Consider the following 23,226-nt stretch of genomic DNA (forward strand, 5'->3'; position numbering starts at 1 on the left):
GCGGTGGTCCCTGCACTTGCGGCGGGCACTGGTCTCCTTCGTCCGGGGGCTGCTGGGCAGCATTGCACTTCGGTCTGACAGTCAACCCGCGCGCGCTTCTCGGCGACACGGATTTTCCAGTGAGTGAACGCCGGGAATCTCCTGTGGGGCACAACGTTGGAAGATTTGTGACTCTTCCCGCTCGGCTCTCCGTTCTCGATCGCTCGCTGCTGCGCGCGGGCGGCGACGGTCCGGAGGCGCTGCGGGCGAGCGTCCGCTTCGCCCAGCGGGCGGAGGCGCTGGGCTACCACCGGTTCTGGGTGGCCGAGCACCACGGCGTCCCCGGTGTGGCCGGGTCGGCGCCGACCGTGCTCGCGGCGGCTCTCGCGGCTTCGACCAGCACGATCAGGATCGGCACCGGCGGGGTGATGCTGCCCAACCACCAGCCGCTGGTGGTCGCGGAGCAGTTCGGCGTGCTGGAGTCGCTGTTCCCCGGGCGGATCGACATGGGGCTGGGCCGCTCGGTCGGTTTCACCTCGGGCGTGCGGCGGGCTCTGGGGCGCGACAAGTCGGCTGCCGAGGCCTTCCCGGAGCAGATCGCCGAACTGCTCGGTTACTTCACCGGTCCTTCCGCGAGCGGCGTGCGCGCGAACCCCAGTGCGGGGCTGCCCGTGTCGCCGTTCGTGCTCGCCACGGGCGCGGGCGCCGACACCGCTGCTGACCTCGGATTGCCTCTGGTGATCCCTGGAGCCCGTGAGGCAGCCATTGAGCGCTATCGCGCGCGATTCCGCCCTTCACGGTGGTCACCCGAGCCGTACGTGGTGGTGGCGGCCACCGTCGCGGTCGCGGACACCACTACGGCAGCGCGGCGACTGCTGGTCTCCGAAGCGTGGTCCACGGCGTACTCGCAGACCCACGGCGTGTTCCCGCCCTTAGTGGATCCCGACGAGGTCCTGGGCATCGACATGACCGCGCGGGAGCAGGAGCTGTTCGAGCGCGCCTTAAAGGAACAGATCTTCGGCACAGCACCCGAAGTGGCTTCAGCGCTGGAAAAGCTCACTCATCGCGCGGGCGCGGACGAACTCATGATCACGACGAGCGGGTACGACCGCGACGCGCTCCTGGACTCCTACGAGAGGCTGGCCGACCTCATCTGACCGGCTCCACGACGACCTTGCCGTGCAGGCGCCCGGCCTCGCTCGCGCGGTGCAGGTCGGCGAGGTCTGCGAGCGCATGGGTGGCCGTCACGTCGACACGCACGATTCCCTTGTCCACCAAGCGACTCAGCTCGGCGAGCCGCGCGGGGTCGTTGCGCGCGATGACGTGCCTCCCGTTGCCGCTCACAGGCGTGGTGGCGGAGATGATCCGGCCTCCTTCGCGCAGTAGCGGAACCAGGCTCTCCGAGGCGACCGGAACGAGGTTGATCACCACGTCGACCGGCCCCGCCGAGCTGAGCGAAGTCGTGGTGTAGTCGATGACCTCGTCAGCACCGTTGCCGAGCACCGATGCGGCGCTGCGCGCACTGGCGGTCGCGATCACGCGCGCGCCCGCGTGCTTGGCGAGCTGCACCACGAAGCCGCCGATTCCTCCGCCCGCACCGTTCACCAGAACCCGCTCCCCCGCGCTGAGGTCCTCGACCGTCCGCAACGCGGTGAGCCCTGCCAACGGCAACGCAGCCGCGTGAGCCAATGGCAGCGTTGTGGGCGCCGGGACGAGCCGCTCGGCGGGCGCGACCGCGAACTCCGCTGCGGCACCGCTGTCCAGCCAGCCGATGACGTGCTCGCCGAGGCCGAGGCGTGTGACCCCGGGGCCGAGTTCGATGACTTCGCCCGCGACGTCCCATCCGAGGGCGTAGGGCAGCGCGACCGGGAACAACTCGGCCAGCGCACCCGATCGCAGCGCGGTCTCGGTCGGGTTGAACGAGGTCGCCGCGACCTTCAAGAGCACTTCGCCCGGTCCTGGGCGCGGCACGGGAACGTCGTCGACGCGGATGACGGAGGGATCGCCGTGGTGGTGGATGCGCACGCTCTGCATGACGTGAACGGTAGGCAGCCGCAGCGAGACGATCCATGTTCCACAGTCCCGATTTCCTACGCGATCGTATCCTTGCATGGTGGACGTGCTCAGCGATGTGGTCGCGGTGATGCGCACCGGCAAGCCCGTGGCGGCCCGTGTGAGCTGGCGCGCGCCTTGGAGCCAGGAGTTCGCACCGGTCCCCGGAGCGGCCGGGTTCCAGGTCGTGCTGCACGGCGGCTGCCAACTGCTCCGTCAGGACGCCGAGCCGCTTGTGCTGAACACCGGTGATGTGGTGTTCCTGCCGCACGGTCAGGGGCACACGCTCGCTCACCAGGAAGACACCGTGACCCTGTGCGGCGCCTACGAGGTCGCTCCCGCGCGCGTGCACCCGCTACTGCTCGATCTGCCCGAACTCGTCCACCTGTCCGCGCGCGACGAACTGTGTTCCGCCGTCGCGCTCCTCGACACCGAACTACGAGACCGTCGCTTCGGTTCGGATGCGCTCGTTCCCGCACTGCTGGACGCTTTGCTGATCTACCTCCTGCGAGCCTGGTTCGCTGAGCAACCCGCGCACTCCGCGACCGGCTGGGCCGCCGCGCTCAACGACCCCGTGGTCAGCGCGGCGTTGCAGGCCGTCCATCGCGAACCCGCGCGGCCGTGGACGGTCGCGACGCTCGCCGCCGAGTCCGGTCTCTCCCGCGCTCCGTTCGCCCGCCGGTTCGCCGCGCTGACCGGGCGCCCACCGATGACCTATCTGACGTGGTGGCGGATGACCGTCGCAGCTCGGGTGCTGCGCGAGTCCGACGCGCCGCTGAGCGCCGTGGCCGCCGAGGTCGGTTATCGCTCGGAGTTCGCCTTCGCCACCGCGTTCAAGCGCGAGCACGGTGTCGCGCCCGGTCGCTACCGCCGGGCATAGGCTCGGAGGCATGCGGCGACCCAATCCACTGCTCTGGCTGTGGTACGCCTTCGGCGGCACGCTGCCCATGCGCTACCGCGACTGGGTGGTGCGCGACCTGACGTGCCGGACGTGGCTCGTGCGGCACTTCGTGCGGGTGCTGGTCGTGCTCTCCCCCGTGCTCGGGGCGCTGTACCTGGTCTTCGGCGTCGCGCTGGCCGGGCCGCCCGAGGTGGTGTTCCTCGCGCTCGGACTGGGGCTGAGCGTCGGGATGTTCTACTCGCTGTCCTACGCGCCGGAGAGCACCGACGTCCGGCTCACCAAGTACGGCTTCCCGCGCGGCCACGCCACGAAGTCCCGCGACGCCTAGAGGTCCTGCCGACCCGCCAGCGCCACCGCCAGGACGACGGCGGCCACGACGAGGACCGGGAAGCCGATGAGGAAGGGCGCGCGCACGGAGTACGCCTCCGCCGCGACGCCGCCGAGCAGCCCGCCGATCCCGGACATGGCCGCCACGGTCGTGCGGTGCACGCTGGTGAGCCTGCCGAGCATCACCGAAGGGCTCCTGCGCTGGCGGACCGACAACCCCTGCACGTTCCAGACGGCGAAGGCCGCGCTACTCACGGCGAGAGCCGCGCCGGCCACCCACGCCGAGGCCGTCAGGCCGATCGCCAGCTGGCTCACCGCGCACGCCAGCATCGCGCTGACCAGTACGGGAACGACGCCGAGACGCGCGCTGATCCGGTCGACGAGCACTCCGCCCGCGATCCCTCCGACCCCGCCGACGGCGAGCAGCAGGCCGTAGGCGCTCGGCGGCACTTCCAGCACGCGGGCGGCGTAGACGACCAGGATCGCGAACCACGCAGTGTCGACCGCGGCGATGACCGCGGTGGCGGCGGTGATCGTGCGCTGGACGGGATCGCGCAGCAGGTGCCGTACCGCCACCAGCACTCCCGGCTGGTCGGTGCTCTCCTCCTCCAGGACAGCCCTGCGCGGGCTCTGCCGGGACAACGCCGACAGCAGCAGCACGCTCACCAGCAGGGCACCGGCGTGCACCGCGAACGGCGACCACGCGAGCAGGCCGAACAGCGCGGCACCGAGCACGGGGCCGATGAACTCGTTGCTGCTGGTCTCAGCGACTGACAACCGCCCATTGGCGCGTTCCAGACGGTCCAACGGCACCAGTGCGGGAACGACGGTGGAGTTGGCCGTGTCGTAAAGCGTCTCGCCGACGCCGTAGGCCACAGCGGCGACCACGAGCAGCGGCACGCTCATCGTCCCGGTCACCACGGCCACCGAGACGCCGCCGATCACCACCGCACGCACCGCGTTGACGAAGAGCATCACCCGCAGGTTCGGCAGCCGGTCGACAAGAGAGCCCGCGAAGGGGCCGAAGAGCACCCACGGCAGGAACTCCGCTGCGGCGACCGAGGCGATGACCACGGGGTTCGCGGTGAGCTGAGCCGCCAGCAGTGGGAACGCGGCGACCCGGACCCCATCGCCGAGGTTGGACAGGGCCGCCGCCGACCACAGCAGCGCGAAAGGCCGACCGAGGGACATGCTCGGAACAAGACCACATTCGACCTGGCACGCGCGACGTTTTCATCCACCGCTGCGGCTCGTGCTGGGCCGGGGCTTGGGTTTGGTGGTCTTCGGGGGCTTCGGCTTGGAGGAGGTCGGCGCGACGCTGCGACGCTGCACGGACCCACCGGCGTTGCCGTCGGCGTAGCGACTGTCCACTGTGGGCAGATCGACCCTCGGCAGGTCGGTCATGATCCCCGGCGCGTCACCGACGCCGTTCATCGCCTGGTACCAGGTGCGCGCGGGTTGTTTGCCGCCGTAGATGTAGGTGCCGCTGGAGCACGGCCGGGGCGGGGCGTCTCCGCCGGGATCGCACAGCGTGCTCGGCGCCGGTGAGTCGTCGAAGGTGAACACCGCGCCCGCCAGCTGCGGCGTGTAGCCGAGGAAACCCGCCGACTTGTGCTCCTGGGTGGTGCCGGTCTTGCCCGCCATCGGCCGGTCCCACCCGTAGGTCTTCGCGGCGGTGGCGGCGGTCCCCGAGGTGGAGTCCTTGCTCATGGCCACCGTCATCGCCCTGGCCAGCCCCGGTTCCACGACCTGGCCGCACGGCTGCTCGCGGACCGGGAGGACGGCGCCGAAGCGGTCGACGATCTGTTCGACGGGGCTCGGCGGGCACCACGTCCCCTCGTTGGCCAGCGTCGCGCCGACGTTGGCCAGTTCCAGCGTGCTCGTGGGGGTCGGGCCGAGGGTGAAGGAGCCGAAGTTCTGCTCGGCGAAGAACTTCCCGATGGTGCGCTTCTTCGCGTCCTCGGCGGCCACCGTCGTGCCGAGCGAGCGCAGACCCAGTCGCACGGCCATGTCCACGGCCGCTGACACGCTCGTCTTCTCCAACAGCTTCACGAACGCGGTGTTGGGTGAGACCGCGAGCGCGTCCTGGAGGCTCAGCTTCTCCGGGTAGTTGCTGCCGGTGTTGTTCTGCACGCAGTACTTCCGCAGCCCCTCGGCACCTTGCGGGCAGCTCGCGCCGCCGCCCAGGAAGACCTCGGAGACGTGGGAGTCCGGCACGTCGATCATGTCGTTGACGCCCGCCCCCTTCTCCAGGGCGGCCGCCGCGGTGAAGAGCTTGTAGATCGAGCCCGCCCCCAGGTTCTGCATGGCGTAGGGCAGGCCGAGCGTCGTCTCGTTCTTCTGCTTGTCCAGGCCGTAGCGCCGGTTCGCGGTCAGCGCGACGACCCGGTGCTTGTCCTTGCCGGGCTTGACGATCGCCATCGCGCTGGCGACCTGGTCGGTATCCGGCGGCACGTGCGCGTCCACGGCGGCCTTGGCGCTGGCGAGCGCTTCTCTGTCCAATGTGGTCTTGATGGTGTAGCCGCCGCGCCGGAGGCCGGCGAGGTCGATACCGGCTCCGGTCAGGTACTTCAGCACGTAGTCGCAGAAGAAGCCCGCGTCCCCGACACCGACGCAGCCGTTGGCGGGGCGGGCCATCTCCGGCGCGAGCCCGAGCGGCTTGCGCTTCTCCTCCTCCGCGACCGCGCGGGTGATGCGGTTCTGCCCGGCCATCTCGTCGATCACGACGTTGCGCCGGTCGAGCGCGCGTTCGGGGAAGCGGTAGGGGTTGAGCGCGCTCGGCTCGTTGACGATGCCCGCGAGCAGGGCGGCCTGGGCGACGGTCAGCTGCTCCTGGGGCACGTCGAAGAAGGTCCGCGCGCCCGCCGCGATCCCGTACGAGCTGTGCCCGAAGGGGACGGTGTTGAGGTAGCGGCCGAGGATCTCGTCCTTGGACAGCGCGTTCTCCAGGTGCATGGCCGCGCGCAGCTCGCGCAGCTTGCGCGCGGGCGACTGCTCCAGCGCCTTCTCCCGTTCCAGTTTGGTCGACGCGGCCACGTGCACGAGGTAGTTCTTCACGTACTGCTGGGTCAGCGTCGAACCGCCCTGGGAGATCCTGCCCTCTGCCTCGTTCGCGACCAGGGCTCGGCCGATGGCGAACAGGTCCACGCCGTCGTGCTCGTAGAAGCGGTGGTCCTCGATGGCGACGATGGCGGCCTTCATCACCGGCGAGATCCGCTCCGGCGGCACCAGCACGCGGTACTGGTCGTAGAGGTGCGCCAGCGGCGCGCCCGAGGAGTCGATCATCGTGGTGACCAGGGGCGGGTCCTTCGCGATCAACTCGGCCGCCGTCGCCACGACCGCGTCGCTGGCCCTGTTGGACAGCGACCCCAGCCCCGCGGCCGTCGGGAAGAGCACCGCCGCCAGCAGCAACCCGCCCAGCGCGCACAGCGCGGTCAGCCGCGTCAGCAGGCGGGCCCGCCCCGGTACGACCGGCCCCGCACCGCCCTCGTCGAAGATCGCGGTGATGTCGAGCTCGCTCGGGTCCACAAGGGAGTGTTTGCCCACCGCCATCACCGCCCTCAGGTCGTCTCGTCGGATTCTTCTTGTCCCGCAGCGGAATACCACCGAATCGCCGGTTAACGCCCCACTGCGGGGCGACACCCGTCCGGTGCGCACGTGTGACTTTTCGGGTGACCGCCGATCGTCACTGGTTGACACCGCCGACGCGGGTTATCCGCAGTGACAACGTGACCGAGGAGGTGTCATGGAGCACGGGGATCGCGGACTGCGACGACAGGTCCGAGCGCTCGAAGCCGCTGTGGAGGCGGTGCTCGGCGTCTGGCGGCTGAGCGCGGAGTCGTTGCGGCCGCGCCTGGCGCAGGGGCACCTGCACGTCCTGCGGCACCTGGACGAGCGCGCCCGCACCGCCGAGGAGGTCGCCGAGCGCGCCGGGACGAGCGTCGAAGCCGTGCTGCGCGCGGGGAACCGCCTGCTCGCGGCCGGGTTTGTGACCCGCGAAGAGCGTGGTTCGGAGACGGTGTGGCTGGTCAACCGGGACGGCAACGACTTCCTGGCGCGGCTGGGCTCCGACCGGAGGACGCGGCTCTCCGACGCGCTGCGCCGCCTGCCCCCGCACTCCCGCCGGAGCCTGGAGAACTCGCTCCAGGACCTGCGAGCCGTACTGGCCCCCGACCTCCCCGGCGACGAGCTGCCCCGGGAAACCCCTGCTCAAAGGCGTGACACACCGCATCCGATTCGGAGGTCGATATGAGAACCACGATCCTGGCGACGCTGCTCGCGATGGCGTTCACGTCCGTGGCGGCGGGACCAGCGCGAGGACAGGTGTTCGACACCCCGATGGGTTCGCAGATCGCCAAGCACGAGGGCAGCTCCCCCGACCTCCCGCGCACGCACGAGGAGGTCCCGCTCGACCCGCGCACCGGTGCCGCGCTCGCGGGGATCGACGTCAGCGGGCACCAGCGCGACGTCGACTGGCCCGCGCAGTGGAACTCCGGCAAGCGCTTCGCCTACGTCAAGGCGACCGAGGGCACAAGCTACAAGAACCCGTACTACCCCCAGCAGTACAACGGTTCCCACTCCATCGGCATGATCCGCGGCGCCTACCACTTCGCGCTGCCGGACCGCGCGAGCGGTGCGGCGCAGGCCAACTACTTCGTGGACAACGGCGGCTCCTGGTCCAAGGACGGCAAGACGCTGCCCGGAGCGCTGGACATCGAGTACAACCCTTACGGCCCAACGTGTTACGGGCTCGCCCCTGCGGCGATGACCGGCTGGATCAAGGACTTCTCCGACACCTACCACCGCCGTACGGGGCGATACCCGTCGATCTACACCAGCGCGAACTGGTGGGCCAAGTGCACCGGCAACACCGGCGACTTCAGCGGGACGAACCCGCTGTGGGTCGCGCGCTACGCCTCGGCGGTCGGGCAGCTACCGCACGCGTGGTCGATCCACACGATCTGGCAGTACTCGTCGAAGCCGATCGACCAGAACTCCTTCAACGGCTCCTACCAGCGGCTCCAGGTGCTGGCCCGGGGGCACTAGCGCCTGTCCTGCAAGTGGTTCCGCTGTATGTTCCAGTCACGGTGCCGCCGGGGGTCGGGGTGTCTTCAAGACCCCCAAACCCCGCCGTTGATCATCGTTAACCGCCGCAAACCCAGCGGCCTTGCGGGGTGTGCTGTCGTTGAAGACGGCTGGGGTGGGGGTTGGGCGGTCTTGAAGACCGGCGAACCTGATGACCTACAGGACAGGCACTAGAGCACCGCGAGGCGGGAGAACCCCTCCGCTCCGTGCCCGGCCTCGACCGCGCGCCGCACCGCCGCCCTTCCCGCGCTGAGCACCCCGTCGTCGAGGCCGTTGGCGCGCACGGTGTCCACGAGGTCCTCCAGCAGCGCCGCCGCCGAGTCGATCGTGGAGGCTTCGCCGGGGAAGCTGTCGGTGGCCACGTGCTCGGCGACCACGTCGATCAGGTCGGGGAGCATGCCCGCCATCGCCTTCGCGTGGCCGCTGAGCTCGCGCGGACCGATGTTCTCGGCGGCGGCCAGGCGGAAGGCGTGCACGACCCCGAACATCGACGTCCAGAACAGGTCCAGCAACGACATGTTGAACCCGGCGGAGCGGCCCGGGTCCTCGCCGAGGTAGATCCCGTTCTCGCCGAGAGCGGCCAGAGTTGCTTGGTGCGCCTGGTAGATCTCCTTCGAGCCGCTGTAGAGCAGCGCCGCGTCCGGGCCGCCGACGATGCCGTTGAGGATCACGCCGTCGAGGTAGTCGATGCCGTGCTCCGTCGCCCACTCGGCCATCTCGCGGGCCTGCCGAGGCGAGCCGCCGGTGAGGTTGAGCAGGGTGCGGCCCTTGAGCGCGTCGGCGTCCAGGACCGCGCGCACGGCCTCGTAGTTCATCACGCACACGACGACGAGCGGACTGGCCGCGATCGCCTCCGGCGCGGTGTCGGCGATCGTGACGTCGAGGTCGTTTCCCTTGCCAGGAGTGCGGTTCCACGCGGTGGTGGGGTGGTCGGCGGCGACGAGGGCGGTCGCGATCGCACGGCCCATCGGGCCCAGTCCGAGGACGGTCACGGGTGTCATGACGGCTAAGCTAAACCTTCACGTCGACGTGAGAGTCAAGCTTGGAGCCGGGATGCGGATCGGAGAGCTGGCGCGGCGCACGGGCATCACCGAGCGCGCGTTGCGCTACTACGAGGAACAGGGGCTGCTGCGCCCGGAGCGGCGGCCCAGCGGCTACCGCGTGTACGGCGACGCCGATGTCGCGGCCGTGCGGCGCATCCGCATTCTGCTCGCGGCCGGGCTGAGCACCGCGCAGATCACACAGGTGCTGCCGTGCATGCTCGACGACGACGGCCTGCTGGCGCCGCTGTGCCCGGAACTGGTCTCCGCGCTGGTCGAGCACCGGGCGAAGATCGATGAGGCCATCGACGAGCTGGCCGCCACGCGCGCCAACCTCGACGTGATCATCTCCGCCGAGGCCCGCCCCACCTGAAACCACCAGCACGAACCGGGAGGGGTTGGACACCTCGGCGCGCGTTGGGCGAGCGGGCGGTCACGGTTGTGGGGCTATGACCTACGGCGACCACTCGCGCAGCCGCCTCGGCCTTTACCGGATCGCCTAGCGCCTGCCCTGCAAGTGGTTGAGCTGCGCAGTCCGGTCACGGTGTCGCCGGGGTCGAGGTGTCTTCAAGACCCCCAAACCCCGCTTTTGATCATCGTTAACCTCCGCAAACCCTGTGGCCTTGCGCGGTTTGCTGTCGTTGAGGACGGCTGGAGTGGGGGTTGGGTGGTCTTGAAGACCGGCGAACCTGATGACTTGCAGGACAGGGCATGGGCGGTCAGCCGGTCTTGCGGAGCCAGATGCTGCCGGGAACGTGCTCCGCCGCCGCGGGAAGGGCTTTGCGGACGAGGTCGGGTTCGAAGGCCCAGAGCCAGGAGCTGAAAAGCAGGATCTCGAACGCCGAGTTGTGCGTCAGGAATGCGCGCAGGAGGTAGTTCTCCGTCCAGTTCCGGCCTTCGCGGAGCCAGTCGACCGGGTATTCGAACGGCCAGAAGATGTCGTGCACGTGCACGATGACGCCCTCGGCGAGTCGCGGAAGCACGTCGAAGAAGAGGTAGTTGACATCACTTCCCGCCTTGCTCACGTGGGTGGAGTCGATGAAGAGCAGATCACCCGAGCGGAGCTGGTCGAAAGTGTCGACCGGAACGTCCTGGACCTTGCCGCGCACCAGCGTGCAGCGATTCCTGTCCTCCGGGCGCAACAGCCCCAGCAAACGATCCGGGTACGGCTCGATGAACGTGAACGAGGTGTCGCCGGCGTTGCGGTCGGCGGCGTCGAGCGCGAGGGCGGAGCTGAACCCCGACCCGACCTCGATCACCCTGCCCGGCTGGAGATCGCGCACCATCGAATAGCACACGGCCGCGTCGGCGAGGCAGAACATCTCGTTGTCCGGGTCGTAGCGCCAGTCGCTCGACGCCGTCTCCGGCAGATCGGCCCACATCGGCGAGAGTGTCACGGCGAGCTCGCGCTGGGACTGCTCTCGGAGGTCGATCCCTGGGAGGTCGGGCACATTCCGGACCGTGGTGATCGCCCGGAGAACGTCCTCGCCGGAGGGAACTGGCGAATAGTAGTGACCCGGCGGCACGAACAGTGGACTGCGCACGGAGGCCACGGCTCCCCTGACCGCCCTGACAACTGGCTGGAGGGCGTTTTTCGCCACGCGGCCCGCAGCACTTCCCATGCGCATTCCTCACGATTGCCGAGCACCGACGAAAACCACGCTAAGGACGGCGCACCCCCGCCGTCGACACCAAGAAGTTGATATTCGAAGACTTCTCGCACTCGCCAAGGCCGCAGTAACTCCACAGTGGACGGACGAGGAAGGTGATCGGCCGCTCACCGCTGGTCACGACGGTCCACTTCGGCCTGAAAGCCGGTCCATTCGAACTTGACTTGCCACCCCAGCAAGGGGTTGACTCGGCGGCACAGTCGAACACACGTTCGAGCGTCCGCCCACCTTCCCCGTGGCGGGTGTGCTCGTGAACCACGCGCGCCCACGGCACGGCAGGAGGGTTGACAGCGGTGTCCCTGGCCAGGGTCAGCACCGCATCCGGCGAGGAGTTCGCCGGACGCGTGCTGCCAGTACGAACCGAGCTGCGGGAAGTCCTTCCGTGGCCCGGACTGCGACGCGGAGCCACCATCGCGCTGCGCGGATCGACCTCGCTGCTGTTCGCGGTACTGGCCTCCGCCACCGCCGAAGGCTCCTGGGCCGCCGTCGTCGGACTGCCGGGGTTGAGCGTGCTGGCCGCCGCCGAAGCCGGGATCGCCGTGCAGCGCCTGGCGTTGGTGCCCCGCCCGGGAACCCAGCTCGGCGAGGTCGTCGCCGCGCTCGCCGACGGCATCGACCTCGTCGCCTTCACCGGCACCGCCACCCTCGGCACCGCCCAGGTCCGCAAGCTCTCCGCACGCGTGCGCCAACGCGGAACCGTGCTGCTTCCCCTGGGGCCGTGGCCTTCCGCCGACGTTCACCTGCGCTGCGCCAACACCCGCTGGCACGGCACCGGAGCCGGGGACGGCCACCTCACCCACCGCGAGGTCGACATCCACGCCACCGGCCGAGGCTCCGCCGCACGCCCCCGCTCGGTCCGCGTGTGCCTACCCGGCTGATCGTCCTCTGGTGCCCCGACTGGCCGGTGATCGCGGCGGCCGCCACGGCGGGGCTGAGCGCGCACGTGCCGCTCGCGGTGGTCGCCGCGAACCACGTCCTGGCCTGCTCGGCGACCGCCCGCGCGGTGGGGGTGCGGCGGGGTCAGCGGCGCAGGCAGGCTCAGCGGGCGTGCCCGGACCTGGAGCTGGTCGCCGACGACCCCGACCGGGACGCGCGGGTGTTCGAACCGGTCGTGGCCGCCGTGGAGGGGCTGACCCCGGGCGTGGAGGTGGTCCGCCCCGGCGTCCTCGCCGTCCCCGCGCGCGGTCCGAGCCGCTACTTCGGCGGCGAGGAGGCGGTGGCCGAACTGCTGGTCGACCGGGTCGCCGAGGCCGGGGTGGAGTGCCAGGTCGGCGTCGCCGACGGGTTGTTCGCCGCCACGCTGGCCGCGCGCAGGGGCCTCGTCGTCCCGCCGGAGGGCAGCCCGGAGTTCCTCGCGCCGCTGGGCATCAGCGAGCTCGACCAGCCGGCGGAGCGCCTTCCCGGCCGCGCGGAACTGGTGGATCTGGTGCGGCGCTTGGGTGTGCGGACCCTCGGCGAGTTCGCGGAGCTGCCTGCCGCCGATGTGCTCAACCGCTTCGGCGCGGCGGGGGCGCTGGCCCACCGGCTCGCCTCGGGGCTGGAGGAGCGCGCGCCGTCGCGGCGAAGACCGCCGCCGGAGCTGAGCGTGACCGAGGAGTTCGACCCGCCCGTGACGCGGGTGGACGTCGCCGCCTTCGCCGCCAAGGCGATCGGGGAACGGCTGCACGCGGAACTGGCCCGGCGGGGGCTGGCGTGCGTGCGGCTGGGCATCCGCGCGCGCACCGAGGGCAGCACCGAACTGGAGCGGGTGTGGCGCTGCGCGGAGCCGCTGACCGCCGAGGGCGTGCGGGACCGCGTGCGCTGGCAGCTCGACGGGTGGCTGCGCGTGGCGGGCGACGGCGGGCTGGACGGCGGGATCTCCGTGCTGCTGCTCGATCCTCGCGAGGTCATCGGCGCGGAGGCGCTGCAGCTGGACCTGCTCAGCGGCGAGGCGGAGACCTCGGTGGCCGAGCGCGCGGGCCGGGCGCTGGTGCGCGTGCAGGGCCTGCTCGGCCCGGATTCGGTGTGGCGCGGGGTGATCGGGGGTGGGCGCGGCCCCGGCGAGCGGGTGCGGCTGGTGCCCTGGGGTGACCCACCGGTCCCGGAGCGCCCCGCCGAGCGGCCGTGGCCCGGAGCGGTTCCCAAGCCCACGCCCGAGCGCCTGGTCACCGGCCCGGTCCCGGTGGTGGTGCTGGACGGGGACGGCGCGGAGGTCGTCGTCGACGAGCGGGACGAGCTGACCGCGCCCCCGCGCGCCGTGCTGACGGAGAAGGGGCCGCCGCGCCAGGTCCTGAGCTGGTCGGGGCCGTGGCCCGCCGCCGCGCTGGTCCGGCTGCAAGTGGTGCTGGAGCCCAGCGGCGAGGGCGGCGAGCGGGCGCTGCTGCTGGCCGGGGACGGGACGACGTGGTGGGTCGAGGGCGTCTACGAGTGAGTCCGGGCCCGGCCGCGCAACACCGCGCCGACCGACAGCACCAGGCCGACCGCGAGGACGATCAAGCCGCGCACCCACACCTCGCCCTCCACCTGTGTGGCCAGCAGCACGCAGGAAGCCGCGCCCAGCACCGGGATCGCGCTGAAGACGCGGAAGTGCCCGGTCTCGACCTCCTCGCGCCGCAGCACCAGGACCGCGATGTTCACCGCGAAGAACACCACCAGCAACAGCAGCACCAGGGTCGAGGCCAACGACGCCACGTCACCGGTCAGCGCGAGCAGCAGCGACAGCATCGCGGTCACCGCGATGGCCACCCACGGCGTCCTCCGCTTCGGCAGGACGCGGCCGAGCACGGCGGGCAGCAAGCCGTCCCTGGCCATGCCGTAGGCCAGCCGCGAGGACATGATCCCGGTCAGCAGCGCGCCGTTGGCCACCGCGACAAGGGCCACCAGGCCGAAGATCCACGTGGGCACGCCACCGGCGATGCGCACCACCTCCAGCAGCGGTCCGCTGGAGGAGGCCAGCACCTCCGGCGGCACCACGGTGGCCGCGACCGAGCCGACGGCCAGGTAGACAACCCCGGCGAAGGCGAGCGCGCCGAAGAGGGCTCGCGGGTAGGAGCGACGCGGGTCCACCGTCTCCTCGGCGACGTTGACCGAGGTCTCGAAGCCGACGAAGGAGTAGTAGGCGAGCACCGCCCCGGCCAGCACCGCCGACAGCGGCCCGTGCTCGGCCGTGCCCAGCTGCGCGAGCCTGCCGAGGTCGGCGTCCCCCCTGGCGATCACCACGATCCCGAGCACGACGACCAGCAGCAGCCCAGAGACCTCCACCAGCGTCGCGACCATGTTGGCGCGCAAGGACTCCTTGATCCCCCTGGCGTTGAGCAGCGCGAGCGCGGCCAGGAACACCGCGGCCACCAGCAGGGTGGGCAGCGTGACGAACTGGCTCAGGTAGTCCCCGGCGAAGCCGAGCGCGAGCGCGGCCACCGACACCACCCCGGCGGCCAGCATGCAGAAGCCCACCAGGAACGCGGCGAAGGGCCCGAACGCGCGCCCCGCGTAGTGCGCGGCCCCACCGGCACGCGGGTACTTCGTCGTCAGCTCCGCGTAGGAGCCCGCGGTGAGCATCGCCAGGAACAGCGCGACCAGCAGCGGCACCCAGACCGCACCGCCCGCCTGCCCCGCGACCTCGCCGACCAGCACGTAGACGCCCGCGCCGAGGATGTCGCCCAGGATGAACAGGAACAGCAGCGGTGTGGTCACCGAGCGGTTCAGCGTGGCTGCCATGAAGCGCAGAGTTCTCCGGCGCTCGCGCGGCTAAACCACGGTGATGACGCGGGTTCTCGACGCCAGGAACGCGCTCGCGGTCAGCCCGAACATCGTGTGGAAGGCGTCGCTGAAGTGGCCCGGTGAGGCGAAACCGGCGTCGACGGCGGCCGTGGTCAGGTTGGCGCCCGCGTTCACCGCCTCCGCGACGCGCAGCATCCGCGCCCACAGCCGGTAGCGCCGGAAGCTCGTCGCCGCGTGCTCGGAGAACAGGTGCAGGAAGCGCGAGGTGGACAGGTTCACCGCCGCGGCGGTCTCGGCGGCGCTGGCGTCCGGCCGGGCCCGCAGGAGGCGCAGAGCCGAGGCGACGCGCGAGTCGATCTCTCCGGCGGAGGCTCCGAGGAGGTCCTGCACGGCCTGGCGCGGGTCGCGGGCGAAGCGCTCCTCATCGCGGTGTCCGAAGTGGACGGACAAGTGCTGCTCGGCCATGGCGGAGCGCAGTTCCCCGATCCGGTCGAGGTAGCAGAACAGCATCCTGCCGTCGCCCTCGACGAGGTGCGGCGTGCGCGCGGTGATCAGCGCGCTGCGCACCTTGCGCTGCCCCGTCTCGGCGGAGCTGAGCAGGAACGGCGAGTCCACGCCGAGCGCGAGGCAGTGCACCGAGCCGGAGTGGGTGTCCAGCCGCAGCGACGGGCCCAGGTAGGCCGCGCGCCCCGGCAACAGCCAGAGCGTCGGCGCACAGCACGTTTCCGGAAGCGCGGCGGGGTCCACGTCCCCGATGATCGCAGAATGCGACGTGAACGGATCGCTCAGGCACTGCTCGTGCTGGCCGGGCTCATCAACATCGCGCCCTCGCTCGGCGCGCTCTCCCTCGACCTCTCGCGGGCGGCCTACGGGGTCGGCATCGCGGGCCCCGACATGGAGGCACTGTTCCGGCACCGCGCCGTCCTGCTCGGCCTCCTCGGGGCCACCCTGGTCGTCTCCGCGTTCCGCCCCCGCCTGCGTGCCGTCGCGGTCACCGTCAACGCGGCGAGCTTCGGCACCTTCGTCCTCTGTGGACTGATCGGCGGGCCGCTGAACGCGGAGCTGACCAGGGTGGTGTGGATCGACGTCGCCGGGCTCGTGGTGCTAGCAGCCCTTGCCGGTGCGAAGGCCGAGCGAGTCGTGCACGATTCCTAGGTAGCGGCAGCCGTCCCGCGCGTTGGGCTCGATGATGCCGCCCTCGTGCCACTCGTTCCACGCGTAGATGCTGACGAAGTTGTCCACCGCGGAGATCCTGCGCGAGCCCGCGATGTCCTTGCGCAGCGTGGAGAGCACGTCGCCGAACAGCTCCGGTGTCTGGTCCGGGTAGAAGCGGATCTTCGACCGGTCCGGGATCAGGTGCGGGAAGCGCGGGCGCTCGTCGAAGTTCTGCGCGGCGCACCGCATGAACTGCGACGGCCCCTTGGCGAGGTACTCGGGAAGCGTTGCGGCGTAACGGGCGTAGGACTTCTCGTGGTCGATGCGGACGCCGCAGTAGGCGCCCTCGGTCCCCCACCGCTCCGGCGCGGCCGGGTCGAGCATGGCCTCCCAGTACCCGAGCACCATGATGTCCTCGCCGAGCGCGGAGGCGGCGCGCTGGCGCACCACGGAGATGAACTCGCGGGTGTCGGCGTCGGAGCCGTTGCCGATGCCGCGCCGGTCGCACAGGGTCAGCAGGAGCCTGCCGTCGTTGGCGCGCAAGAAGTTCGGCTGCCGGAAGTGCCGGACGAAGTCGTCGGCGACCGTGCCGAAGTCCTCCTTCGGGATGCCGAGGTTGCCCCACGGGTGCGCGCACACCGTCAGCGTGTAGTCGATGTCGAGCCGGTTGCGCGCGGCCCCGAAGGCGTTGAGGGACACGTCGAAGCGCTCCGGCTGCTTCTTCTTGGTGGTGTCCCAGTACCAGTAGAACTGGAAGAAGTCCAAGCCCGCGCCGGTGGCCTGGTCGATGTGCTTCTCCAGCGTGGCGGGCTTGGAGTCGTCGTAGAAACCGATCGACGGGCTCAGGTGCGAGAAGTTCCCGCTCCAGCCCTGCGTGTTCTGCGCGACGGCCGGGTCGCGGCCGGAGAAGTCCCGGACTCCGCCCCAGTAGTCGCCGTCGCGGCCGAACGTGCGCTTCGTCGCGCCGATCACGTCGGTCGACGCGGGGTTGAAGGTGCCGAAGTAGATCGCGCCCGCGCGAATCCACTCCGTGTGCCCCCACCCGAGCGGCCCGTCCGCGCGGTAGCCCTGTCCGGTCAGCTCTCCGCTGCGGGACTCGAAGGCGACCCGCCACTCACCGGACTTGCTGAAGCGCAGCAACCGTTCCATGCCCGGCTGCTGCGTGCTCCACAGGTGCCCGGTGACGCCCTCGTCCGCGAAGCCCTGCTTGACGAGCGCGTCCCGCTCCGAGGTCGACGCGGTGAGCAGGTAGCCGCTGCCGCCCCGCAACCGGAAAACCGGCTGCGAGCCGAAGAACGACGCGGTGCGCCAGTAACCCACCTGGCCCGGTTCACGGGTGAACCTGTGCTTGCTGACCGCGTCCGCCGCCTCGCGCGGGGAAAGCGTGTAGAACCGCCCGCCCGCCGGGGTGCGCAGTTCGATCATGGGCACCGGGTCGGTGACCTTCGCGGGCGAGGACTGGGCTTTCGCGGGTTCCGGGACACCGAACCCGGCCAGGGCGGCGACCACCACAGTGGCAACTATGACGGGCGCGGCGACGAGACGTCTCAACACGCCGCACAGCCTAGGGCTCGCCCGATCGTCCGTCCGGCGTTTCAGCCCGAACTCAGCCCCCTTCAAGCACACCCAAACGCACCAAACGACCCGTTGAGGTACTTGAGCGCACTGAACGACCCGTTCAGCGCGCTCAACGCACCAAACGGGACTTTGGCGTCGAGCCGAGGATTCCGGTCACGGCGTCCGCCAGGTTGGGGTGGCCGAGGTTTGTCGTCGTTGAAGACCACATCGGCCCGGTGCGTCAAGGCGGGCGCCGGGAGCCGCTGCGACGTACCCAATGTGGCATTTGTTTCGCCAGACGAAACCAATGCCACATTGGGTACATCAGTCCACGCTGAGAAGGTTGAGGAGGTCTTCTTCGCAGCGCGACTCGGAGAACAACAGATTCGAACACGTGTTCGACTGGAGCGGTGGTTTCGCGTAGGTTCCGGGCATGGGCTTCACCAACCCCGCGATCCCGTGGCGCACGCTGGAGCGCCTGCTCTCCGGGGACCCCGACGAGTCCGGCGAGCCCGTCGCGGCGCCACGGCGGTCCTCGACGCGGGAGCCGGAAACCGTTGTGCCGTACGCGGAACTGCACTGCCACTCCAGCTACAGCTTCCTCGACGGCGCCTCCGATCCCGACGCGCTCGTCGCGGAGGCGGTGCGGCTGGGCATCCAGACGCTGGCGATCACCGACCACGACGGCTTCCCCGGAGCCGCGAAGCTGGCGGTCGCGGCGCGCGGCACCGGCCTGAGGACCGTCTACGGCTCGGAGTTGAGCCTCGACCTGCCCTCAGCCGGAGCCGGGGTGCCCGATCCCGGCGGGCGGCACCTGCTGCTGCTCGCGCGCACGCCCACCGGCTACCACCGGTTGGCCGGGGCGATCACCAGCGCCCATCTCCGTGACGCGAAGAACGAGCTGAAATCCCAGGGAGAGAAGGGGAAACCGACCTACCGGCTGGAGGAGCTGGCCGCCGTGGGCCGGGGCGAGTGGCTGGTGCTCACCGGCTGCCGCAAGGGCTCGGTGCGGGCGGCGCTGGCGCAGGAGGGCCTCGACGGGGCCGCGCGGGAGCTGGACCGGCTGATCGCGCTGTTCGGGCGGGACAACGTCGCGGTGGAGCTGATCGACCACTCACAACCCCTGGACAGCAAGGTGAACGACGCGCTCGCCGAGCTGGCCGAGCGGTTCCGGTTGCCGGTGGTGGCCACCAACAACGTGCACTACGCGACCCCGGAGCAGGGGCGGTTGGCGGCGACCGTCGCGGCGATCCGGGCGCGGCTGCCGCTGGAGGAGATGGACGGCTGGCTGCCCGCCGCGCCCATGGCCCACCTGCGCTCCGGGGCGGAGATGGCCAGGCGGTTCGCCCGCTACCCCGGCGCGGTCGCCACGGCGGCGGCGCTCGGTGCCGAGTGCGCCTTCGACCTCAGGCTGGTCGCGCCCGAGCTGCCGCCGTACCCGGTTCCGCAGGGGCACGACGAGAGCAGCTACCTCCGCGAGATCGTCCACCTCGGCGCCCTCGGCACCTACGGGAGCTTCACCGAGGCCCCGCACGCCCACGCGCAGCTGGAGCGGGAGCTCGACGTGATCACCACGAAGAAGCTCGCGGGCTACTTCCTCGTGGTGCACCGCGTGGTGAAATTCTGCCGCGAGAACGACATCTACTGCCAGGGCCGGGGTTCGGCGGCCAACTCGGCGGTCTGCTACGCCCTCGGCGTCACCAAGGTGGACCCGGTGCGGTGGGAGCTGCTGTTCGAGCGCTTCCTGTCCACCGCGCGGGACGGCCCGCCCGACATCGACCTGGACATCGAGTCCGACCGGCGCGAGGAGGTCATCCAGCACGTCTACGGCACCTACGGCCGCGAGCACGCCGCCCAGGTCGCCAACGTGATCACCTACCGGACGCGCTCGGCGGTGCGCGACGTCGCCAAGGCACTGGGCCACTCCCCCGGCCAGGCCGACGCGTGGAGCAAGAAGGCCGACCGCTTCGCCCCGGCTCCGGGCGAGTCGGAGGAGGAGATCCCCGAAGCGGTGCGGGAGCTGGCCGAGCAACTGCGCGGGAGGCCGAGGCACCTGGGCATCCACTCCGGCGGGATGATCCTCACCGGCACCCCGATCGGCGAGGTCGTCCCGGTGGAGTGGGCGAGGATGGCCGGTCGCACGGTCGTGCAGTGGGACAAGGACGACTGCGCCGAGATGGACCTGGTCAAGTTCGACCTGCTCGGCCTCGGCATGCTCTCCGCGCTGCACTACGCCGTCGACCTGATCGCCGAGCACCACGGCGTCCACGTCGACCTCGCCCGGCTGAACCTCGCCGACCCCGCCGTCTACGAGATGCTCTGCAAGGCCGACACCATCGGCGTGTTCCAGGTGGAGAGCCGCGCGCAGATGGCCACCCTGCCGCGGCTGCGCCCGGAGAAGTTCCACGACCTCGTGGTGGAGGTGGCGCTGATCCGCCCCGGCCCGATCCAGGGCGGCTCGGTCCACCCCTACCTCCGCCGTCGCAAGCGGTTGGAGTCACGGGAGCCGCTGCACCCGTCGATGCGCGAGGCGCTGCGCCGGACCTACGGCGTCCCGCTGTTCCAGGAGCAGCTCATGCAGGTGGCCATCGACGTCGCGGGCTTCTCCGCCACCGAGGCCGACGAGCTGCGCCAGGCCATCGGCTCGAAGCGCTCCTACGCCAGGGTCGAGGCGATGCGCGCGCGGTTCCAGGAGGGAGCGCGGGAACTTCACAAGATCGACAAGAAGCTCGCGAACCGGATCTACGCGCAGATCGTGGCCTTCGCGGGCTACGGGTTCCCGGAGTCGCACTCGATCTCCTTCGCGCACATCGTCTACGCCAGCGCGTGGATCAAGCACTACTACCCCGCCGCGTTCTGCGCCGCGCTGCTGCGCGCCCAGCCGATGGGCTTCTACTCACCGCAGTCCCTGGTGGCCGACGCGCGCAGGCACGGCGTGGTGGCGCGCCGCCCGGAGATCAACGCGAGCCTGGAGCACGCCACCCTGGAGCCGCTCGGCCCCGACGACCCCACGCCCGCGGTGCGGCTCGGCCTCGCCTCGGTCCGCACCATCGGCACGAAGCTCGCCAAGGCCGTCGTCGACGAACGCACGGAGAACGGCCCCTTCGCCGACATGGTCGACCTCGCCGAGCGGGTCCGGCTCACCACGGCCCAGGTGGAGGCCCTCGCCACCGGCGGCGCGTTCAGCGGGTTCGGCATCAGCCGCAGGGAAGCGCTCTGGGCGGCGGGCGTGGTCGCGGCGCGGCGGCCCGCCCACCTGCCCGGGACCACCGTCGGAGCCGCTGCCCCGCAAGCACTTCCCGGCATGACCGAGTTCGAGGAGACCGTCTCCGACGTGTGGGCGACCGGGGTCTCCCCCGCGCGCTACCCGGTGGAGTTCGTCCGCGCGCACCTCGACCGGCTCGGCGCGCTCCGTGCGGGAGATCTGTCCACAGTGGACAACGGGACGCGGGTGCTCGTCGGCGGCGCCGTCACCCACCGGCAGCGGCCGCAGACCGCGGGCGGGGTGGTCTTCCTCAACGTGGAGGACGAGACCGGCATGGCCAACGTCGTGTGCACCAGGGGGATCATCGCCCGCTACCGCAAGGCCATGACCGCGCGGGCGCTGCTCGTGCGCGGCGTGGTGCAGCAGGTGGACGGCGCCGTCACCCTCACCGCCGACCGCCTGCAACCCCTCGCCCTCGCGGGACTCGGCGAATCCCGCGACTACCGCTGACCCACCGGCCCGGTCCTGCGGGCGAATCTCGGTGGAGTGGCCGGGCACACTGGAGGTCATGCGCGAACATCGGGATTCGGCCACCGCCGTCGGGGACGCGCTGGCCGCCCGGCTGGCCGAGGTCGAACCGGCCAACCCGGAGGGCTGGTCGGTGGCGCGAGCCGAGGCGCACAAGGCGCTCGACGAGCACGCGCGCGCGGTCGTGTCCGAGCAGGCAGGGCAGGCCTGGCTGGCCACCCTGGCAGCCCATCCCAACGGCACGGTCCGCACCATCGCGCTCAGAGCGCTCGGTTCCGGCCACGATCCCGCCCCTCAGCCGATCCTCAAGCAAGCCCTGTCCGACCCCGCAGCCATCGTCGTCCAAGCCGCCTTGGAGGGCCTCACCGCGCAGTCCTCGGAGCAGGTGTTCGACCTGCTGGTGACGCTGCTGAACGACACGGACGGCGATCGGGCCTGGCTCGGCCGCGCCGCCGCCCAGCGCATCGCCGAGACCAGCGACCCGAGACGGCTCGACGTCCTGGCAGGCGCTCTGGGGCAGGTGCATGACGGCACAGCGCACGACATCGCCCGCGTGCTGAGCCGGGCCGGTGAACTCCGGGTCACTCCGGTGCTGATCGAACACCTCCGACATCGCCGCCCGGGCCGCTTCGCCGCTGCGGAAGTGCTCGGCAACCTGCGCGTCGCCGAGGCGACCGGTCCGCTCATCGACGTTCTGCGCGAGTCCGACGGCACCCAAGCGCTGCCCGTGGTGGAAGCACTGGGCAAGCTCGAAGCGCTGGAGGCCGCGCCCGTGATCGTGGCGCTGCTCGACCACAGCTCGCCCGACCTTCGCGAGGGCGCGCTGCTGGCCCTGAACCGGATCGGCGGGCCGTTGACGACGCCCGCCGCTCTCAAGGCCACCGACGACGTTCACCCCGCCGTCCGCGCACGGGCCTTCCGCGTCCTGGCCAAGCACGGCGACCACAGCGCTCTCGGCCGGTTGGTCGCCGCCTGCGACGGTCGGCACGTCCACACCGCTCTGACCGGACTGGTTCGCCTGGCCGACGACTCGGTCGCGCCCACCGTGGCGCGGGTGCTCACGACCACCGACGAGCGGCGTGTCCGCAAGCTCGCCGGACGGATCCTCGCCCGCATCGACGTGCAGCACTACCTGCCCGGGTACGACCCCGACCCTCGCGTCCGCCGCGCCATCGTCTGGGTCATCGGTCAACGAGCCGACCCGGCCCACATGTGGGCGCTGATCAACGCGATCAAGGATGAGGACGAAGTGGTCCGGTCCCGCGCCGCAGCCGCGCTCGGGCGAATCACCCACGCGAAGACACTCCCGCTGCTGACCGAGGCCCTGCACGACCCCAGGCCACGCGTCCGCGCCAACGCCGCGACCGCCCTGGGCCGAACCGCTCCCGCTGGCCTGCGTTCCCTGCTCGCCGACTCCCTGGTCGACTCGCACCCGGCAGTCCGGTCAGCCGCCGCAGCAGCACTACGAGCCATCAACACCTAGGCTGACCAGCAGTCGGGAGAACAACTCCTCCACGAACACCTCGGTGCCGTCGAGGACCACGTGGAGCTCGTCGACCTCGGCCGGGGTCAGGCCCGACTCGTGCGCCCATGCCGAAGCCCGTTGAGCCGCGACAAGGCCCATGGGGGTCGTCTCCAGCAGACGCTGCCGAACCTGCGCCACCTCGCTCCGGTGAGCGGCATTGTGCTCGTCGAGCGCGTTTCCAGTCAGCTCTTCGCCGTTCGCGTCAAACGGGGCGCGCGCCAGGACGAGGTGGCTGAGCACGCCGTCGAGGTTGAGGTAGGTCGTCCAGCGTCCCGAGGTGCGGCTGATCGCCGTGAGCCGCGCGCCGTCGCTGTCGTAGATCTCGGCGGCGAGGACGGACCCGGTCGTGGCGAGCGCGTCCCAGGCGCCGTCGGGCAGTTCGCCCCACACCCGCCAACCACGCCATGGATCGGGCCAGCGCGCTCCATCAAGGGGTTCCACGTGAGCACGCTCAAGGTCCGGTATCAGCTCGACCAGCGGCTCAGGCGACTGACACACCACGA

20 protein-coding genes are annotated in these 23,226 nt (G+C 70.9%); 11 read left to right on the forward strand and 9 right to left on the reverse strand.

Features of this window, described 5'->3' with window-relative positions; all coding sequences use genetic code 11:
* Positions 1 to 167 precede the first annotated feature (167 nt).
* Complete coding sequence (locus tag ABD798_RS25790) at positions 168 to 1,136, forward strand: MsnO8 family LLM class oxidoreductase (protein ID WP_344879760.1); 969 nt, start codon at positions 168 to 170, stop codon at positions 1,134 to 1,136.
* On the opposite strand, the gene ABD798_RS25795 is transcribed toward ABD798_RS25790, so the two are convergent.
* Complete coding sequence (locus ABD798_RS25795) at positions 1,129 to 2,013, reverse strand: NADP-dependent oxidoreductase (RefSeq protein ID WP_344879763.1); 885 nt, start codon at positions 2,011 to 2,013, stop codon at positions 1,129 to 1,131. The two genes, ABD798_RS25790 and ABD798_RS25795, sit on opposite strands and share 8 nt — an antisense overlap.
* Before the next feature lie 79 nt (positions 2,014 to 2,092).
* On the opposite strand from ABD798_RS25795, the gene ABD798_RS25800 reads away from it, so the two are divergent.
* Positions 2,093 to 2,911, forward strand: coding sequence for an AraC family transcriptional regulator (locus ABD798_RS25800; RefSeq protein WP_344879766.1), 819 nt, complete (start codon positions 2,093 to 2,095; stop codon positions 2,909 to 2,911).
* Positions 2,912 to 2,921: 10 nt separating this feature from the next.
* The gene (locus ABD798_RS25805) at positions 2,922 to 3,260 is read left to right on the forward strand and encodes a DUF5313 family protein (RefSeq protein WP_344879769.1); all 339 of its coding nucleotides are present in this window, start codon (positions 2,922 to 2,924) and stop codon (positions 3,258 to 3,260) included.
* Here ABD798_RS25805 and ABD798_RS25810 read toward each other — a convergent pair.
* Together ABD798_RS25810 and ABD798_RS25815 are read right to left on the reverse strand one after the other, a co-directional pair.
* A complete protein-coding gene (locus ABD798_RS25810; protein WP_344879773.1) occupies positions 3,257 to 4,450 on the reverse strand; it encodes an MFS transporter in 1,194 nt (397 codons plus the stop codon). The two genes, ABD798_RS25805 and ABD798_RS25810, sit on opposite strands and share 4 nt — an antisense overlap.
* A gap of 42 nt (positions 4,451 to 4,492) precedes the next feature.
* The gene (locus ABD798_RS25815; RefSeq protein ID WP_344879776.1) at positions 4,493 to 6,805 is read right to left on the reverse strand and encodes a transglycosylase domain-containing protein; all 2,313 of its coding nucleotides are present in this window, start codon (positions 6,803 to 6,805) and stop codon (positions 4,493 to 4,495) included.
* Positions 6,806 to 7,004: 199 nt separating this feature from the next.
* Between ABD798_RS25815 and ABD798_RS25820 the strand changes: the two genes are divergently transcribed.
* The gene (locus ABD798_RS25820; RefSeq protein WP_344879779.1) at positions 7,005 to 7,511 is read left to right on the forward strand and encodes a hypothetical protein; all 507 of its coding nucleotides are present in this window, start codon (positions 7,005 to 7,007) and stop codon (positions 7,509 to 7,511) included.
* Positions 7,508 to 8,305, forward strand: a complete 798-nt coding sequence (locus tag ABD798_RS25825) for a lysozyme (RefSeq protein WP_425549266.1) — start codon at positions 7,508 to 7,510, stop codon at positions 8,303 to 8,305. Before ABD798_RS25820 ends, ABD798_RS25825 begins: the two co-directional genes overlap by 4 nt.
* 209 nt (positions 8,306 to 8,514) lie before the next feature.
* On the opposite strand, the gene ABD798_RS25830 is transcribed toward ABD798_RS25825, so the two are convergent.
* Positions 8,515 to 9,345 carry an NAD(P)-dependent oxidoreductase gene (locus ABD798_RS25830; RefSeq protein WP_344879782.1) on the reverse strand — a complete coding sequence of 277 codons (831 nt, stop codon included), beginning with the start codon at positions 9,343 to 9,345 and terminating at the stop codon, positions 8,515 to 8,517.
* A gap of 52 nt (positions 9,346 to 9,397) precedes the next feature.
* Here ABD798_RS25830 and ABD798_RS25835 point away from each other — a divergent pair, with 52 nt between their 5' ends.
* The gene (locus ABD798_RS25835) at positions 9,398 to 9,757 is read left to right on the forward strand and encodes a MerR family transcriptional regulator (RefSeq protein WP_344880983.1); all 360 of its coding nucleotides are present in this window, start codon (positions 9,398 to 9,400) and stop codon (positions 9,755 to 9,757) included.
* Positions 9,758 to 10,103: 346 nt separating this feature from the next.
* On the opposite strand, the gene ABD798_RS25840 is transcribed toward ABD798_RS25835, so the two are convergent.
* Positions 10,104 to 10,928 (reverse strand): class I SAM-dependent methyltransferase, encoded by an 825-nt coding sequence (locus tag ABD798_RS25840; RefSeq protein WP_344879785.1) that lies wholly within the window; start codon positions 10,926 to 10,928, stop codon positions 10,104 to 10,106.
* A gap of 419 nt (positions 10,929 to 11,347) precedes the next feature.
* Here ABD798_RS25840 and ABD798_RS25845 point away from each other — a divergent pair, with 419 nt between their 5' ends.
* On the forward strand, positions 11,348 to 11,932 hold the full coding sequence (locus tag ABD798_RS25845; RefSeq protein WP_344879788.1) for a hypothetical protein: 585 nt from the start codon (positions 11,348 to 11,350) through the stop codon (positions 11,930 to 11,932).
* Positions 11,917 to 13,464 carry a DNA polymerase Y family protein gene (locus ABD798_RS25850; RefSeq protein WP_344879791.1) on the forward strand — a complete coding sequence of 516 codons (1,548 nt, stop codon included), beginning with the start codon at positions 11,917 to 11,919 and terminating at the stop codon, positions 13,462 to 13,464. The genes ABD798_RS25845 and ABD798_RS25850 overlap by 16 nt, the downstream gene beginning before the upstream one ends.
* Here ABD798_RS25850 and ABD798_RS25855 read toward each other — a convergent pair.
* Complete coding sequence (locus ABD798_RS25855; protein ID WP_344879794.1) at positions 13,455 to 14,750, reverse strand: APC family permease; 1,296 nt, start codon at positions 14,748 to 14,750, stop codon at positions 13,455 to 13,457. The genes ABD798_RS25850 and ABD798_RS25855 overlap by 10 nt on opposite strands.
* Before the next feature lie 30 nt (positions 14,751 to 14,780).
* Positions 14,781 to 15,500: an AraC family transcriptional regulator gene (locus ABD798_RS25860; protein ID WP_344879797.1), complete on the reverse strand. Its 720-nt coding sequence runs from the start codon at positions 15,498 to 15,500 to the stop codon at positions 14,781 to 14,783.
* 18 nt (positions 15,501 to 15,518) lie between these two features.
* On the opposite strand from ABD798_RS25860, the gene ABD798_RS25865 reads away from it, so the two are divergent.
* The gene (locus ABD798_RS25865) at positions 15,519 to 15,908 is read left to right on the forward strand and encodes a hypothetical protein (RefSeq protein WP_344879800.1); all 390 of its coding nucleotides are present in this window, start codon (positions 15,519 to 15,521) and stop codon (positions 15,906 to 15,908) included.
* On the opposite strand, the gene ABD798_RS25870 is transcribed toward ABD798_RS25865, so the two are convergent.
* A complete protein-coding gene (locus tag ABD798_RS25870) occupies positions 15,858 to 17,462 on the reverse strand; it encodes a glycoside hydrolase family 99-like domain-containing protein (RefSeq protein ID WP_344879803.1) in 1,605 nt (534 codons plus the stop codon). The two genes, ABD798_RS25865 and ABD798_RS25870, sit on opposite strands and share 51 nt — an antisense overlap.
* A 436-nt stretch (positions 17,463 to 17,898) precedes the next feature.
* Here ABD798_RS25870 and ABD798_RS25875 point away from each other — a divergent pair, with 436 nt between their 5' ends.
* The gene (locus tag ABD798_RS25875; protein WP_344879806.1) at positions 17,899 to 21,180 is read left to right on the forward strand and encodes an error-prone DNA polymerase; all 3,282 of its coding nucleotides are present in this window, start codon (positions 17,899 to 17,901) and stop codon (positions 21,178 to 21,180) included.
* A gap of 58 nt (positions 21,181 to 21,238) precedes the next feature.
* On the forward strand, positions 21,239 to 22,681 hold the full coding sequence (locus ABD798_RS25880; RefSeq protein WP_344879809.1) for a HEAT repeat domain-containing protein: 1,443 nt from the start codon (positions 21,239 to 21,241) through the stop codon (positions 22,679 to 22,681).
* Here the strand turns inward: ABD798_RS25880 and ABD798_RS25885 are convergent.
* The gene (locus ABD798_RS25885) at positions 22,661 to 23,164 is read right to left on the reverse strand and encodes a hypothetical protein (protein ID WP_344879812.1); all 504 of its coding nucleotides are present in this window, start codon (positions 23,162 to 23,164) and stop codon (positions 22,661 to 22,663) included. The genes ABD798_RS25880 and ABD798_RS25885 overlap by 21 nt on opposite strands.
* Positions 23,165 to 23,226 lie beyond the last annotated feature (62 nt).

Source organism: Allokutzneria multivorans (assembly GCF_039537405.1).
GTDB classification, from domain to species: Bacteria; Actinomycetota; Actinomycetes; order Mycobacteriales; family Pseudonocardiaceae; genus Allokutzneria; species Allokutzneria multivorans.